Source organism: Flavobacterium flavipigmentatum (assembly GCF_020911905.1).
GTDB lineage: Bacteria > Bacteroidota > Bacteroidia > Flavobacteriales > Flavobacteriaceae > Flavobacterium > Flavobacterium flavipigmentatum.
In genome coordinates this window covers 394,806-411,059 of the sequence record NZ_CP087133.1, presented here as the reverse complement: position 1 = coordinate 411,059, position 16,254 = coordinate 394,806, and the positions used below count along the sequence as shown (strand labels likewise).

18 protein-coding genes are annotated in these 16,254 nt (G+C 30.0%); all 18 read left to right on the top strand.

Annotated elements, in window-relative coordinates:
• Positions 1–30 precede the first annotated feature (30 nt).
• From LNP22_RS02010 to LNP22_RS01925, 18 genes are read left to right on the top strand one after another with little or no spacing between them, the layout of a single operon-like run.
• Complete coding sequence (locus LNP22_RS02010) at positions 31–1,161, top strand: EpsG family protein (protein WP_229975078.1); 1,131 nt, start codon at positions 31–33, stop codon at positions 1,159–1,161.
• A 15-nt stretch (positions 1,162–1,176) separates the two neighbouring features.
• Entirely contained in the window at positions 1,177–1,962 is a 786-nt protein-coding gene (locus LNP22_RS02005; protein WP_229975077.1) for a hypothetical protein, read from the top strand.
• A gap of 17 nt (positions 1,963–1,979) precedes the next feature.
• Positions 1,980–2,945, top strand: coding sequence for a glycosyltransferase family 2 protein (locus LNP22_RS02000; RefSeq protein WP_229975076.1), 966 nt, complete (start codon positions 1,980–1,982; stop codon positions 2,943–2,945).
• Between the two features lie 25 nt (positions 2,946–2,970).
• On the top strand, positions 2,971–4,116 hold the full coding sequence (locus LNP22_RS01995; RefSeq protein WP_229975075.1) for a glycosyltransferase: 1,146 nt from the start codon (positions 2,971–2,973) through the stop codon (positions 4,114–4,116).
• Complete coding sequence (locus LNP22_RS01990; RefSeq protein ID WP_229975074.1) at positions 4,116–5,354, top strand: glycosyltransferase; 1,239 nt, start codon at positions 4,116–4,118, stop codon at positions 5,352–5,354. The genes LNP22_RS01995 and LNP22_RS01990 overlap by 1 nt, the downstream gene beginning before the upstream one ends.
• Positions 5,341–6,486 carry an N-acetyl sugar amidotransferase gene (locus LNP22_RS01985; RefSeq protein ID WP_229975073.1) on the top strand — a complete coding sequence of 382 codons (1,146 nt, stop codon included), beginning with the start codon at positions 5,341–5,343 and terminating at the stop codon, positions 6,484–6,486. The genes LNP22_RS01990 and LNP22_RS01985 overlap by 14 nt, the downstream gene beginning before the upstream one ends.
• Positions 6,483–7,097, top strand: coding sequence for an imidazole glycerol phosphate synthase subunit HisH (hisH, locus tag LNP22_RS01980; RefSeq protein WP_229975072.1), 615 nt, complete (start codon positions 6,483–6,485; stop codon positions 7,095–7,097). Before LNP22_RS01985 ends, hisH begins: the two co-directional genes overlap by 4 nt.
• Positions 7,098–7,099: 2 nt before the next feature.
• Positions 7,100–7,870, top strand: coding sequence for an AglZ/HisF2 family acetamidino modification protein (locus tag LNP22_RS01975; protein ID WP_229975071.1), 771 nt, complete (start codon positions 7,100–7,102; stop codon positions 7,868–7,870).
• The gene (locus tag LNP22_RS01970) at positions 7,870–8,904 is read left to right on the top strand and encodes a polysaccharide biosynthesis protein (protein ID WP_229975070.1); all 1,035 of its coding nucleotides are present in this window, start codon (positions 7,870–7,872) and stop codon (positions 8,902–8,904) included. Before LNP22_RS01975 ends, LNP22_RS01970 begins: the two co-directional genes overlap by 1 nt.
• Before the next feature lie 7 nt (positions 8,905–8,911).
• A complete protein-coding gene (locus LNP22_RS01965) occupies positions 8,912–9,145 on the top strand; it encodes a cupin domain-containing protein (RefSeq protein WP_229975069.1) in 234 nt (77 codons plus the stop codon).
• Positions 9,127–9,327, top strand: coding sequence for a hypothetical protein (locus LNP22_RS01960; protein WP_229975068.1), 201 nt, complete (start codon positions 9,127–9,129; stop codon positions 9,325–9,327). The genes LNP22_RS01965 and LNP22_RS01960 overlap by 19 nt, the downstream gene beginning before the upstream one ends.
• A 9-nt stretch (positions 9,328–9,336) precedes the next feature.
• Positions 9,337–10,455 (top strand): polysaccharide biosynthesis C-terminal domain-containing protein, encoded by a 1,119-nt coding sequence (locus LNP22_RS01955; protein ID WP_229975067.1) that lies wholly within the window; start codon positions 9,337–9,339, stop codon positions 10,453–10,455.
• A gap of 29 nt (positions 10,456–10,484) precedes the next feature.
• Positions 10,485–11,624: a non-hydrolyzing UDP-N-acetylglucosamine 2-epimerase gene (gene wecB / locus LNP22_RS01950; RefSeq protein ID WP_229975066.1), complete on the top strand. Its 1,140-nt coding sequence runs from the start codon at positions 10,485–10,487 to the stop codon at positions 11,622–11,624.
• 1 nt (position 11,625) lies between these two features.
• The gene (locus tag LNP22_RS01945; RefSeq protein ID WP_229975065.1) at positions 11,626–12,831 is read left to right on the top strand and encodes a glycosyltransferase family 4 protein; all 1,206 of its coding nucleotides are present in this window, start codon (positions 11,626–11,628) and stop codon (positions 12,829–12,831) included.
• A complete protein-coding gene (locus tag LNP22_RS01940; RefSeq protein ID WP_229975064.1) occupies positions 12,831–13,730 on the top strand; it encodes an NAD-dependent epimerase/dehydratase family protein in 900 nt (299 codons plus the stop codon). The genes LNP22_RS01945 and LNP22_RS01940 overlap by 1 nt, the downstream gene beginning before the upstream one ends.
• Positions 13,730–14,695 carry an MraY family glycosyltransferase gene (locus LNP22_RS01935; protein ID WP_229975063.1) on the top strand — a complete coding sequence of 322 codons (966 nt, stop codon included), beginning with the start codon at positions 13,730–13,732 and terminating at the stop codon, positions 14,693–14,695. Before LNP22_RS01940 ends, LNP22_RS01935 begins: the two co-directional genes overlap by 1 nt.
• Entirely contained in the window at positions 14,692–15,120 is a 429-nt protein-coding gene (locus tag LNP22_RS01930) for a WxcM-like domain-containing protein (RefSeq protein WP_229975062.1), read from the top strand. The genes LNP22_RS01935 and LNP22_RS01930 overlap by 4 nt, the downstream gene beginning before the upstream one ends.
• Positions 15,110–16,249 (top strand): DegT/DnrJ/EryC1/StrS family aminotransferase, encoded by a 1,140-nt coding sequence (locus LNP22_RS01925; RefSeq protein WP_229976346.1) that lies wholly within the window; start codon positions 15,110–15,112, stop codon positions 16,247–16,249. The genes LNP22_RS01930 and LNP22_RS01925 overlap by 11 nt, the downstream gene beginning before the upstream one ends.
• The last annotated feature ends 5 nt before the right edge of the window (positions 16,250–16,254 follow it).

Here is a 16,254-nt window from a genome sequence, read left to right as displayed (position 1 = left end):
TTTAAACAAATCTTTCATTATAACCAATTAATGGACATACTTTTACTTTTATTTTTTTTTATAGGCTGTTTTTTGGTAACCTTTCTAGAGCGTAAAAGTTTAATCCCTTTTCTTAAATGGTTCTTTATTTTACCGTTTTGTTTTATACTTGCAAATAGGAGTTTAAAGGTTCCTGACACGGAGGCTTATTATGAGTATTTTTACGATTCTGATTATACTAGTATTGATGATTTTTCACATTCTTCATTTGAAATAGGATTTCAATTTTTTAGTAAAGTTATAAAGGTCATTGTGGGAGATAATTTTGTTTTTTATCTTGCTATAATTACATTATTGAATTTATTAATTATAGATTTTGCTACAAAACGGATAAGTTATTTATTTGAAATTGAACAGAAAAATAGCGGTTTACAAGATTGCTTTTATGGCAAGAATAGATTTTTAAGTAATTCCTATTTTTCAATTATTCCATTAACACTTTACGTGGCTTATTTTGGAATATATACAAACGCAATTGTATTAAGAGTAGGAATTGCAATATCATTACTTGTCTTAATAGTTTCCTATGCATTAAAAGAAAGAAAATCTGTTTTGGATATTTTTAAAATAGTTGGATTATTTGTTTTAGGCTATTTTTTTCATGCTACAATGTTACTTGGTATTTTTGTTGTTTTGATAATGTTTATAAATAAAAGTTTTCCCCAAAAAAGATATTTATGGATTTGTTTTATAATTGGCTTTGTTTATTTTTCAAATTTATCCACCTTACTTAGTATCTCTGTATTTTCTTTTATTACATCATTAAATGAGCTAACAGTGTTAGCGTCAAAGATGTCATCTTATGAAGGAAATGTTGTTCAGGAAGTAGGTGGTATTTCAAATAAATTTGTCTTTTATTGGGTTATGGCATTTGTCTTAATATTCTATAGCTCTTCAAGTAAAATTTATTTTAAATTATTAAATGTTTATTTAGTTGGATTGGCAATATTTGCTTTATTTCGATCTGTAATTTTGATTGAAAGGGTTACAGATTATTTTTTAACTTTCTCATTTATAATTTTTTATATTTTTTTAATTACGCAAAAGCCACACAAATTCTGGCTGTTTTTTATTCCAATTGTCATTGTGCAATTGGTCTTTGTTTTGCGAATAACAAATTAAATTTTACTCTCATATATGGACTTAAGTAAAATGAAAATTGCAATTTTCACTAGATCAATGAATTATTCATTGTATAAGATATCAAATAATACTCTAACATTACCTTTTAAGCATTATAGGTTAACATATACTACAGCTCAAGGCTATTTAGATAAAATTCTTGAATATGATATAGATTATGCTATTAATATTGACGAAGATGCTTTTGTTGTTGATAATCTTGCTATTTTAGATTTATTGGAATACTGTATTAAGGAAGAAATTGTAAATTGTGGTATTCGTGATGGTGGGGTTTTGCAAATTCGATATGGTAATCCTTTAGTAACCAATCCCTTTTTTAATATTTTCAATGTGAAAAAGATAAAAGAAAATTATTCAAAATCGCAAGTTGATGATTGTTTAAAAAAAGATATAGACTACGATAATTTGCTACCAAATAATTTACCTTATAAATATGAAATATCAAATAATTATGAACCTTTTTATCCTTTTTTTTTATGGTTAAATATAAATCATAAAGTCTTGTATTTAGAAGGTAAGCAACATAATGATAATTATTCAACTATTCTTTATAATCATAAAGGAGAACAAATGTTATTTCATTCCTGGTTTTCTCGTGAATATGGTGTAGATCAGTTTCATACAAATAGGATTAATGATCTTTATCGATCTTGTACTAATGTAGTTATTCATTTCTCAATTTTGGAGAAAGCAAAAATAGAGTCAGAAAAACTTATAAACCAAGTTTTGATACCTGTAGTCTTGCCTATTAGACGAATAGTCAAGAAAATGATTAAATAGATTTTAGGTAAATAAATATGAAATTTTCTATTATAATTCCAGTCTATAATGTTGAAAAATATGTTGAACGTTGTATTTTAAGTTGCGTTAACCAAAATTTAGCAAGTACTGAGTACGAAATTATTGTTATAAATGATGGATCACCAGACAACAGTTTAGAAATCATTAACGGCTTAGCAAAACTCTATGACAATATAAAAGTATTTACGCAAGAAAATCAAGGATTAAGTGTTGCAAGAAATAATGGATTGAAGTTTGCTATAGGAGAGTATATTTGGTTTGTAGATTCTGATGATTGGATAGAACCAAATTGTATTTTAGACTTATATAATAAATGTAAAAAGTTTAGCTTAGATGTGTTGTTGTTTGATGCAAATGATTACTTTGGAGAAGTTTGCACCAAACGTATGTCTTTAACATCTTATGATGAATTTCCAATTGACGGGAGAACTTATTTGTTATCTGATAAAATTGTTTTTCCGGTATGTTTTAAAATAATGAAGCGAGATTTTTTAATAGATAATCATCTTTTTTTCATGGAGAATATAATGCATGAGGATAATGAATTTATTCCTAGGATGTTTTTTTTCGCAACAAAAGTTTTGAGAGCAAATACAATTTTATACAACGTTTATAATAACCCAAAATCAATTACAAGGAGTATTAATCCTAAAAAGTCTTTTGATTTGATCAAAGTTGCAAAATCACATGCTACTTTTTTGATTGACAAAATTAGGGATGATCACTTAAAAATTGAGTTTTATGATTATTTAGGATTAGCTATAAATTCAGCACTTAATAACACTAAATTGATGGATAATACTAATAGAGCTTTTTTTTATTTGGAATTAAAAAAAAATAAAGACTTATTCTTTTTAATGAAAAAAAGTAGTTCATTGAAATATCGATTAGAGGCTCAATTTTACTTAATTTCTCCTAATTTATTTAGAGCAATATATTCGATTTATTTGAAATATAATTGATTAATTAATGATGAAGTTTATATAAATGATTGAGAGAGGTAAAATTAAGATTGCTATTGTTACAAATATAATTCCATCTTACAGAGAGCATTTTTATGATATTGTGCTGGATAATGATTCATATGAAATTGAAGTATTTTGCCAATCAAAGGTTGAGGGCTCCAATATTAAATCTTCTCATGAGAGATATGGTAAAAAAATCAATATTTTAAAAAGCTATTCACCATTTAAGAGCGAAAGGCTTGTAATCCAATTTTTACCAGTATTTAAACTCTTTAAAGATTTCGATATCTTGGTTGTCGATGGAAATTTAAGACACATAACACAAGCTCTTTTGAGCACCATTTTTAAAATATTTGGAAAAAAAATAGTCGTTTGGAGCAATGTTTATACTTTTGGTGGAAGTAAACAGAAACAAAGTTTTAGATTAAAATGGTGGCGAATATTTGATAATTTCTTGATGTACACTGAAAAAGATGTTGAGGAACTAATTAAAATGGATTTTAAAAATAAAAATATACTAGCCATAAATAATGGATTAAATCAAAATTTAATTGATAATCAAAGACAATTGTGGAATAATGATTTATTGTTGAAATTTAAAAAGCAACATAATATAAATTCAGAAAATATAATTATTTCTTCAGGTAGAGTAAATATAGTAAATGACCATGCTTTGACAATTGAAGCAATTAAAATTGTAAAAAAATCAATAACTGACATTCTTTGGATAGTGATTGGTAATGGATCAGAGTTAGAAAACTTAAAGGAAATAATCAAAAAGAATGATTTAGATAACAATATTTTATTACTAGGCGAAATATATGAAGAAGATAAAAAGTGTCCTTGGTTTTTAATTTCCAAAGCATTTGTGCATTCAGGACCAATTGGATTAAGTTTATTTAATGCTTTTGGTTATTCATTGCCAGTTATTACACATGATTATTTTAGTTATCATGGACCAGAATTTTGCTTATTTGAAGATGGTAAAACAGGATATCTATTTCAATATAAAAATGCTCATCACTTTGCTTCAAAAATACTAGAAGCGTTAGAGAAAGAAAACGAAATTAGTGAAATAAGAAAAAATGTTTATGATATAGTAAAATCAAAGAATAATACAAATATTATGGCATCACAATTCTTTAAAATGATTAAATCAGTTAGTTAATGCCGAAACTTTTACAAATAAGTATTGAAGTCAACAGTGGTTCTGTAGGAAAAATAGCCGAACAAATTGGCGAAACTGTTCTAGAAGAAGGATGGCTGAGCTATATTACGTATGCAAGAAATATTAATCCGAGTAAGTCTGAAGTAATAAAAATAGGTAATAAATTCGATTTGTATGAGCATGGTTTAGAAACTAGAATATTTGATAATCATTGTTTTAGTTCTAGATCTGCAACTAAAAACCTGATAAAAACAATTGATCAGATAGATCCCGATATTATACATTTACATCATTTACATGGTTATTTTATTAATGTAGAAATATTATTTATATATCTAAAAAAAAGAGCTACTCCAGTCGTCTGGACTTTTCATGATTGCTGGTCATTTACAGGTCATTGCGCTTATTTTGATTTTGTTGGTTGCGAGAAATGGAAAACGGAGTGTCATCATTGTGAACAAAAAAATGAATATCCTAAAAGTTTATTTTTTGATCGCTCAAGGAAAAATTATAGGGATAAAAAAAGAATATTTAATTCGCTGAATAATTTAACTATTGTGCCCGTTTCATATTGGCTGGCTGAAAAAGTTAAAGACTCATTTCTTATGGATTATACTTGTCAAGTTATACAAAATGGTATAGACTTAAATACCTTTTATATTAAAAATTCAAGAAATACTGTAAACAAAATGTATCCAATTAAGAATAAATTTGTTATCCTAGGAGTAGCAAGTACATGGGAAAAAAGAAAAGGATTAGACGAATTCGTTAAATTATCTGAGTTAATTAATAACGAGGTTTATACAATTATTTTGGTTGGTCTTTCGAGTATCCAAATTAGTAAACTACCAAAAACTATTATCGGAATAGAAAGAACTGAAAATTTGGGACAGCTTGTAGACCTGTATTCTGCCGCTGATGTGTTTGTTAATCCTACTTTTGAAGATACATATCCTACAACAAATTTAGAGTCTATGGCTTGTGGTACACCTGTTATTACCTATAGAACAGGTGGTAGTATAGAGTCTGTAAATGACAATACAGGCATTGTTATTGATAAAGGTGATGTTAGTGAATTAGTGAAAGCTATCGAAAAAATAAAAAATAATGGGAAAGGTTTTTATCAAAATAATTGTAGAGAACATTCAGTTAAAAACTTTGACAAAAAAATAAAGTTTATGGATTATTACAAACTTTATGAAGAAATATTAAAAAATAATTCGAATGAAAAACAATAGAGCCTACCAAATCTGTACTAAAACTATTATGGATACATCAGATCCAAACATAGTTTTTGATAAAAGTGGAATATCAGATTATTATAATAATTTTCAGAATATTATTCTTCCTAACTGGCATACAGACGAAAAAGGGCATTCACAATTAATGCAAGTTGCAGAAAAAATCAAAAAAGAAGGTAAAGGAAAAGATTTTGATTGTATTATTGGGTTAAGTGGAGGATTAGATAGTTCTTATGTAGCATATGTTGCAAAAGAAATTATGGGTTTAAGGCCACTTTTGTTTCATGTTGATGCAGGCTGGAATACTGATAAAGCTGTTGGTAACATAGAAAAGTTGTGTAATGGTCTAGGATTAGACTTATACACTGATGTTATAAATTGGGAAGAAATGAAGGATTTGCAAGTAGCATTTCTTAAATCTCAGATCGCTGATCAGGACTTACCTCAGGATTATGCGTTTTTTTCTGGATTATATAAGTTCGCTAAGAAGAATAAAATAAAACATGTTTTGACTGGTGGAAACTTTTCTACAGAATGTTGTAGAGAACCTGAGGAATGGGGGGGATTTCCAGGTATAGATACTATACTTGTAAAAGATATACATTCTAAGTTTGGCAAACGTCCTCTTAAAACCTTTCCTCTGGTGGATATCTTAAGCTATAAACTTTATTATAGATATGTATTGGGAATGAAAGTTTTTAAACCATTAAATTTAGTTCCTTATATTAAAGCCGATGCCGAAAAATTATTGATGGAGAAATATGGTTGGGAACCTTTTCAACATAAACATCATGAATCTCGATTTACACGTTTCTATGAAGATTATTGGCTTCCTAAAAAATTTGGCTTTCAAAAAAGAAGAGCTCACTTTTCTAGTTTAATCCTAACGGGACAAATGACTAGAGATGAAGCTTTGGATCGTGTTTCAAGACCTGAATTAAGTGAAGAATTTTTGAAAAAAGAATTCGAATATGTTGCAGACAAATTAGATTTGTCGGTTGAGGAACTTCAAGAATTATTCGAAGGAGAAAATAAAACTTTTCACGATTACAAGAATAAAATTAAATTAATTGGTTTTGGAGCAAAAATGATGCAAAAACTTGGACTAGAAAAGCGACTATTTAGATGATAACAATTATTGATTATGGTGTGGGTAATATTAATGCTTTTGTAAATGTTTATAAAAGAGTTAATGTATCAACTAAGATTGCCAAAACGACTGCTGATTTAGAAGATGCTCAAAAAATAATTCTACCAGGAGTTGGGCACTTTGATCATGCTATGTCAGAATTAATAAAATCTGGTATGCGTGAAAAATTAGATGAATTAGTGATGGAGAAAAAAATACCAGTTATTGGTATTTGTGTAGGTATGCAGATGATGGGCCATTCAAGTGATGAAGGTAAATTGGCAGGTTTAGGATGGATTGACGCCTCTATCAAAAAATTTGATGAAACCAAAATTAAGCAAGTTACCAGATTACCGCATATGGGCTGGAATGATGTAAATCCTGTAATTTTGAATCCATTGTTTCAGGGGTTAGAAAAAGATGCTTTGTTTTATTTTTTACATTCTTATTATTTTGAGTGTAATAATCCTGATGATATATTGGCAACCTCAGATTATGGCGGACAATTTGCTTGTGCAGCACATCATGAAAATATCTATGGAATTCAATTTCACCCAGAAAAAAGCCATCATTATGGTGAAACTTTATTACATAATTTTGCAAAACTCTAAACATGCTTAGACCTAGAATAATTCCAAGCCTTTTGGTTCATGATAATGGATTAGTGAAAACTGTAAATTTTAAGAATCCGAAATATGTTGGAGACCCTATTAATGCAGTTAAAATTTTTAATGAAAAAGCAGTTGATGAGTTATCCATTTTTGATATTGACGCAACAGTTTTAGGAAAAGAACCCAATTATAGTCTTATTGAGAGACTTGCTAGTCAGTCTATGATGCCATTATGTTATGGAGGTGGTGTAAAGACAGTAGAGCAAGCACAACGTATCTTTAGTTTGGGTATTGAAAAAATAGCACTAAGTTCGGCCGTCATTCAAAATCCAAATTTAATTACTGAAATTTCTGATCGTGTAGGAGCTCAAAGTGTCATTGTCGTGTTAGATGTTAAAAAGAAATTATTAGGAGGTTATGAAGTTTATACTCATAATGGAAAAAAAAGCACAGGAATCAATCCTTTTAAATTTGTAGAAGAGACTCAAAGATTAGGAGCAGGGGAAATAGTTATCAATTCTATTGATAAAGACGGGCAAATGAAGGGATATGATTTAGACTTAATAGATAAAGTGAGAGAAAAAATAACACTACCTATGACTGTTTTAGGTGGAGCAGGTTCTTTAAACGATATTGAAAAAATTATTGATAGACATGGTGTTATTGGAGTAGCAGCTGGAAGTTTATTTGTTTTTAAAGGACCTTATAAAGCCGTTTTAATTAATTATCCAACTCAATTAGAAAAAAACAAGATTTTCAAAATAAATCAATAATGAAAATACAAAATAAAATTCTTCTTATAACAGGAGGAACAGGCTCTTTCGGGCATGCAGTATTAAATCGTTTTTTGCATACGGATCATTTTAAAGAAATCAGAATTTTTTCTCGTGACGAGAAGAAGCAGGATGACATGCGAAATCAATTAAAAAATGATAAACTCAAATTTTATATAGGTGACGTAAGAGATTATAATAGTGTCGAAAGAGCAATGCGTGGTGTAGATTATGTGTTTCATGCAGCTGCATTAAAACAAGTTCCTTCATGTGAGTTTTTTCCATTAGAAGCTACTAAAACAAATGTTTTTGGCACGCAAAATGTTATCGATGCGGCTGGAACTAATAAAGTGAAAAAGGTAATTTGTCTGAGTACAGACAAAGCAGCTTATCCCATTAATGCGATGGGAATTTCAAAGGCTTTAATGGAAAAAGTTGCAGTAGCGGCTTCTAGAAATTTGACCGATACTACAGTTTGTTTGACTAGATATGGAAATGTAATGGCATCCAGAGGTTCCGTGATTCCTTTGTTTTTAAAACAAATAAAAGAGAATAACCCAATCACTATAACAGACCCTAATATGACACGTTTTTTGATGTCATTAGATGAGGCTGTAGAATTAGTATTGTTTGCTTTTGAAAATGGTAATCCTGGAGATTTATTCGTAAATAAAGCACCAGCGGGAACGATTGGAGATCTTGCACAAGCTTTAAAAGAGCTTTGTAAAGCAGATACTGAAATTAAGATTATTGGGACGCGCCATGGCGAAAAATTATATGAAACTTTATGCACTCGTGAAGAAATGGTAAAAGCTGAGGACATGGGTGATTTTTATCGTATTCCTGCCGATAATCGCGATTTAAATTATGCACAATATTTTTTTGAAGGAGAAGAAGATATTTCTTTAATTGAAGATTATCATTCGCATAATACAGAGCAGCAAGGTGTTGAAGGAATGAAAAAGCTTTTGTCGACTCTGCCACTTATTAGAAAAGAAGTTTTTGGCGAAGATGTTACTCAAATGCCTGGCTAGATAAAGAATGGAGCCAAGATTAATTAATGGGAATTACCATTCTGACCAACGCGGAACCTTATTATATAATAATGATTTTGATGCTTCATTAATCAAAAGAATTTATATTATAGAAAATGAGAGTCCGGAATTTATTAGAGGCTGGCAAGGACATCAAATCGAGCAAAGATGGTTTTCTGTTTTTAGTGGTAAATTTAAAATCCAGCTAATAAAAGTAGATAATTGGGAAAAACCTCTGTAAATTTAGAAATTCTTCCCTATTTAATTGATTCTGAAAAATTAAATGTATTGCATGTTCCTAAAGGATATGTAAGCAGTATTCAATCTTTAGAGTTAAATTCTAAATTACTGGTAATGGCTGATTATTTGCTGGGCGAAATTAAAGATGAATATCGATATGATATTGACTATTTTAAAAAATAAAATCAAAGAATGTTAAAAGTAGGTATTACAGGTCAGTTAGGTTTTATTGGCACACATTTATATAATACAATTGGACTTTTCCCGGAAGAGTTTATACGAATTGAGTTTCAAAAGGAATATTTTGAAGATCACAATAAATTAAACAACTTTGTTGCAGAATGTGATGTTATAGTGCATTTAGCAGCTATGAATCGTCATAATGATCCTCAGGTAATTTATGATACCAATCTAAGTTTGGTTCAGAAATTAGTAGAATCTCTTAAAACTACAAAAAGTAATTCTCATGTAATTTTTTCTTCATCAACGCAAGAGGAAAGAGATAATCTTTATGGGAAATCAAAAAAAGAAGGTAGAGAATTAATGATCAATTGGTCAAATAATTCGGAAGGAAAATTTACAGGAATGATAATTCCAAATGTTTTCGGGCCTTTTGGACATCCAAATTATAATTCAGTTGTTGCTACTTTTTGTCATAAGTTAGCACATAATGAAACACCCACTATTGATGTAGATGGTGATTTGAAATTGATATATGTTGGACAATTAGTTAACGCAATTATTGCTGAAATTAGAAGTAAAGAAGGAAAACCTGAAATTCTAGTACAGCATACTTCAGAATCTAAGGTTTCACAAATATTAACTTCGTTAGAAAAATACAAATCAGAATATCAGGATAAAGGTATCATTCCTAGCATCGAAAATTTATTTGAATTGAACTTATTCAACACATTTCGTTGCTATATGGATATTAAAAATCATTTCCCTGTCAAATTTGTTGAACATACAGATCCCAGAGGTTCATTTGTAGAAATTATTCGATTAGGAGTTGGAGGGCAAGTTTCATTTTCAACAACGGTGCCTGGTATTACTCGCGGAAATCATTATCATACGAGAAAAATTGAACGATTTGCTGTTATTAAAGGAAAAGCTCTAATTCAATTACGTAGAATTGGTACAGAAGAAGTTTTGGATTTTTATCTTGACGGAAACGAACCAGCCTACGTAGATATGCCAATTTGGTATACTCATAATATTAAAAACATTGGAGAAGAGGTATTGTATACTAATTTTTGGATTAATGAATTCTATGATCCAAATGACCCAGATACTTATTTTGAAAATGTATAATTAAAAATAATAATATCCTAAATAAGATAATGAAATCAAAATTAAAAGTGATGACTGTGGTCGGTACGAGACCAGAAATTATTCGTCTTTCAAGAGTTATGGCAGCTCTCGATAATTCAGAGGCTATTGAGCATGTAATAGTTCATACCGGACAAAACTATGATTATGAATTGAATCAAATATTTTTTGATGATTTAGGAATACGCAAACCAGATTTTTTTCTTAACGCTGCAGGAGCAACAGCAACCGAAACAGTTGGGCAAATATTGATTAAAATAGATCCCTTATTAGAAACAGAAAATCCTGATGCTTTTTTAGTTTTAGGTGATACAAATAGTTGTTTATGTGCTATTCCAGCTAAGAAAAGACATATTCCTATTTTTCATATGGAAGCAGGAAATCGTTGTTTTGACCAGCGTGTTCCCGAAGAAACGAACAGAAAAATCGTTGACCATATCTCAGATGTTAATCTTACTTATAGTGATATAGCAAGAGAATATTTATTGAGAGAAGGTTTGCCAGCTGATAGGATTATCAAAACTGGTTCACCTATGTTTGAAGTTTTAAATTATTATTTACCAGTGATTGAATCTTCTGATGTTTTAGAAAGATTGAAATTAAATGAAGGTGAGTTTTTTGTGGTTTCATCACATAGAGAAGAAAACATCAATAGTGAGAAAAATTTTCAAGGTTTAATGGATAGTTTAAATCTTATTGCTGAAAAATATAATTTCCCAATCATTGTTAGTACACATCCAAGGACTAGAAATATGATAGAGAAAAAAAACATTCAAATGCATAAAAATGTCCAGTTTTTAAAACCACTTGGGTTTAATGACTATAACGCTTTGCAAATGAAATCTTTTGCAGTCCTGTCAGACTCTGGAACAATTTCAGAGGAGTCATCCGTATTAAATTTTAGAGCGCTGAATATTAGGGATGCCCATGAAAGACCAGAAGCAATGGAAGAAACTTCTGTAATGATGGTTGGTTTGAGCCCAGAAAGAATCATGCAGGGATTAGTACAATTGCAATATCAGAAAATTGGACAGGAAAGAAATTTTAGACCAGTTGCTGATTATTCAATGCCAAACGTTTCCGAAAAAATGGTTCGTATTATTTTGAGTTATACGGATTATGTAAAACGTGTAGTATGGAGAAAGCTATAGAATGAAAATAGTATTAGTTACTCAATATTTTTTTCCTGAAAATTTTAAGAGCAATGATATTGCCTTTGAATTAGTTAGAAGAGGACATGATGTTACTGTTTTAACTGGACTGCCCAATTATCCTGAAGGAAAGATTTATAATGGTTATGGTTTTTTTAAGAAGCGCCGCGAGACTATTAACGGTGTAAAAGTTATCAGGGCTTCATTAATTCCGAGAGGAAAAGGTGGAGGAATAAGGCTTTTTTTAAATTATTTCAGCTGGGCATTCTTTGCTTCAATAAGAGCTTTTTTTTTAGCTTTTCAAGATAAATTTGATTTGGTTTTAGTGCATGAGCCGTCTCCAATAACTCAAGGTTTTCCTGCTATAATTATAAAGAAAATACAAAAAATACCATTATATTTTTGGGTATTGGATTTGTGGCCCGAAAGTCTTACTTCAGCAGGAGGGATCAAAGATAAAACGGTATTATCATTTTTTACAGGAATGGTAAAGTACATTTATAATAATTCAGATAAAATCTTAATTAGTTCGAAGGGATTTAAAGAATCAATTTTGACAAAGGGGAATTATGAAGATAAGCTGATTTATTTTCCCAATTGGGCTGAAGATTCTATTTTAAAAGGCGATTCTAATTACCCAATTCCTGAATTACCGCAAGGGTTTAAAATTCTTTTTGCTGGAAATATCGGAGTAGCGCAAGATGTTAACTCTATAATAAAAGCAGCCTTACTTCTTAAAGAAACATTAGATATTCATTTTGTTTTTGTTGGTGATGGAAGAAGCAAGCAGGAACTTGAAGATTTTGTAATGGCTAACAATTTAGAGCAGACAGTATATTTTATGGGCAGATTTCCAATAGATGCGATGAAAACTTTTTTTAGTCGGGCAGATGTATTGTTAGTCTCTCTTAAGGATGAGTTGATCTTTAATGTAACAGTACCAGCAAAATTGCAAGCCTATTTATGTACTCAAAAACCAATTTTAGGAATTCTTAATGGTGAAGGTGCTGAATTAATAAAGGAAGCCAACTGTGGCTTTTCTGTAAATGCTGGAAATTCTGAAGGATTAGCAAAAGAAATTCTCAAGTTGTATGATTTAAACGAAGAGGAACGAAATATTCTTGGGCAAAATGGATTCAGATATTTTGAAGAAAATTTTACAATGACGAAATGTATCAATAATTTAGAACTCATATTAAAAAGCTAATGCTAAAAATTGCAATTACGGGATTAACAGGATTCGTAGGAACGAATTTGAAAAAATATTTAAGTTCGTATGATATTGAACCCTTAGGTGTTCGTTATCTGCCGAATCAAAAAATCGAAATTAAATCAGATGTTATTATTCATCTTGCCGGAAAGGCTCATGATTTAAAAAAAGTTTCTAAACCAAACGATTATTACGATGCAAATTATGAATTAACGAAACAATTGTTTGATGCTTTTTTAGAGTCAGACGCAGCAGTATTTATTTTTATGAGTACTGTAAAAGCGGTTGCAGATAAAGTTGATGAGATTTTAACAGAAAAGACTATTTCAGACCCTAAAACTCACTATGGTATAGCTAAGCAGCAAGCAGAAGAATATATATTGGGAAAAGGATTACCTGAGGGAAAACGAGTTTATATACTAAGACCTTGTATGATTCATGGCCCTGAAAATAAAGGAAATCTAAATCTTCTATATAAATTAGTTGCAAAAGGACTGCCTTGGCCATTGGGTGCTTTCCAAAATCAACGTTCATTTTTAAGTGTTGAAAATCTTTGCTTTTTGATTCAGAAATTAATTGAAAATGAAAAAATAGTTTCGGGTGTATATAACTGTGCAGACGATGAAGTTCTGTCTACAAATGAAGTAGTGCAAATTATATCTTTGGTTTTAAACAAAAAAAACCGATCAGTCGCAATTCGAAAGTCTATTATTAATGGTATTGCTAAAATTGGAGATATTATTAGATTTCCTTTGAATACGGAAACAGTTCAGAAATTAACGGAAAATTACATGGTTTCAAATCACAAAATAAAAAAAGCTTTAGAAATTGAAAAACTTCCTTATACGGCACAAGAAGGTTTAGAAAAAACAATCAAAAGTTTCATAAATAAATAATGGAATACACAATACTAGGAATTCTTTTAATTATTTTAATGCTACTCTACTTCAAAGTAGCAGACAAGTTTAACATCATTGACAAACCCAATCAAAGAAGCTCACATACCGAAATAACTTTAAGAGGAGGTGGAATTATTTTTTGGTTTTCTGCCTTGCTTTACTTTGTGCAGCATATTCAAAGTAATTACTTTTTCTTTACCGGAATTACTTTGGTGAGTTTAGTAAGTTTTTGGGATGATATCCAGAGTTTATCAAATAAAATCAGAATGTCAGTTCAGTTTTTGGCTATAACATTGATTTTTTTTGAAATTGGTGTTTTTAATGCTGTTCCTCTTTTTGGGATAGTAGTAGCTTATATTTTAGCAGTAGGGCTAATAAATGCCTATAATTTCATGGATGGCATAAACGGAATAACGGGACTTTATACTTTGGTAGTTATGGGTTCGTTATTGTATATCAATCAAAAGATTCAACTTTTTACAGACAGTAGTTTTATAAAGTATGCGATGATTGCGAGCCTCGTTTTTCTTTTTTTTAATTATAGAAAAAGAGCAAAATGTTTTGCGGGAGATGTTGGGAGCATTGCTATTGCATTTTGGGTCATTTATTTGGTTTTGAAACTTATTTTAAGAACAGATTCTGTAATCTGGCTTTTGTTTTTAGCAGTTTACGGAGTTGATGCCATTTGTACAATCATACACAGACTGTATTTAAAACAGAATATATTTGAAGCACATCGTTTGCATTTATATCAGGTTTTGAGTAATGAATACAAAATCCAGCACAGGCTGGTGGCTGCGTACTATGCAATTGCTCAGCTTGTAGTTTCAGCTTTGATTATTTGTTTATACCAAAAAGTACAAGACATCATTTTATTTGTACTTGTACTTGCACCTTTACTGCTGATATATACTCTGAAATTTTATTTATTGAATAAAAGTAATTTGAAGCAAACGATATGAATCCTAAAATAATTCAAGGAGGAAGTTTTTCAGATCATCGCGGAACCATTTCCTATGTAAATGATTTTAGTTTTAAGGATATTGAAAGGTTTTATATCATTAGTAATTCTGATGAAAACCCTATTCGAGCTTGGCAAGGACATAAATTAGATGCAAAAAACTTTTATTGTTTAAATGGATCTTTCAAAATTCATTTTATAAAAATTGATAATTGGGATAATCCATCGAAAGATTTAAGGATCGAAACTATTTTTGTTTCCGCATCAGAAAGTAAAATTGTTCATATTCCAGCGGGTTATGCAAATGCCATTCAATCATTAGAAAAAGATTCAAAATTAATTTCATTTTCTACTTTACCACTTGCAAATGTTAAAGAAGACGATGTTAGATACGAGTCAGATTATTGGAAAATTGATGAGCAATAAAAGAATTTTTTTATCATTGTCTGAACAAAGTGGTTTTGAAGCAGATTATATTCAGAAAGCACTCAATTCGAGCTGGATTACTTCTGGAGGACCCAATGTAGATGAGTTTGAAAAAGAATTAGAAAGTTATATTGATGAAAAATGTTTTGTAACGGCATCAAATTCTGGAACTTCAGCCATTCATTTGGCATTAATTTTATTAGGAGTTCAATCTGGGGATGAAGTAATTTGTCAGAGCATGACTTTTTCGGCTTCTGCCAATCCTATTTTGTATCAGGGAGCCATTCCGGTTTTTATAGATAGCGAATGGGATACTTGGAATCTTTGTCCGGAAAATCTGGAAATAGCGATTAAGGACAGAATTGAAAAAGGTAAAAAACCTAAAGCTATTATTACGGTTCATCTTTACGGCAATCCCTATAAAATTGATGAAATTCATGCGATTGCCGACAAATATAACATTCCGATTATAGAAGATAGTGCCGAAGCTTTGGGAAGTTCTTACAAAGGAAAAAAGTGCGGAACTTTTGGTGAGTTTGGAGTTTTTTCATTTAATGGAAATAAAATTATTACGACCTCAAGCGGAGGAGCGTTAATTACAAATTCAAAAAAGTTAAAAGAAAAAGCTATTTTTTATGCTACTCAATCTAAAGATGAAGCAGTACATTACCAACATAGTAAAATTGGTTATAATTATAGAATGAGTAATATTTGCGCCGGAGTTGGATTAGGGCAAATGAAAATTCTCCAACACAATATAAATTCCAGAAGAGCAATACACAGTTTTTATAAAGAAATTTTTAAGAGTATTGAAGGAGTAACCCTTTTTGAAGTGCCAAGTTATAAATACTATTCAAATTATTGGTTGAGTACAATTTTGATAGAACCTGACACTGTAAAAAATAGAAGTCGTGAATATTTAAGGCTCGCTTTTGAAAACGCAAACATAGAAACTAGACCACTTTGGAAACCGATGCATTTACAATCAGTTTTTGAAAAATATCCTTATTATGGAGGAAAAATCGCTGAAGAATTATTCGAAAAAGGTTTGTGTTTGCCCTCAGGATCCAATATAACAGAAGAAGATAGAAATAGAATTAAAGAGGTGGTTAGTGTTTTTTTTAAATAAGAATT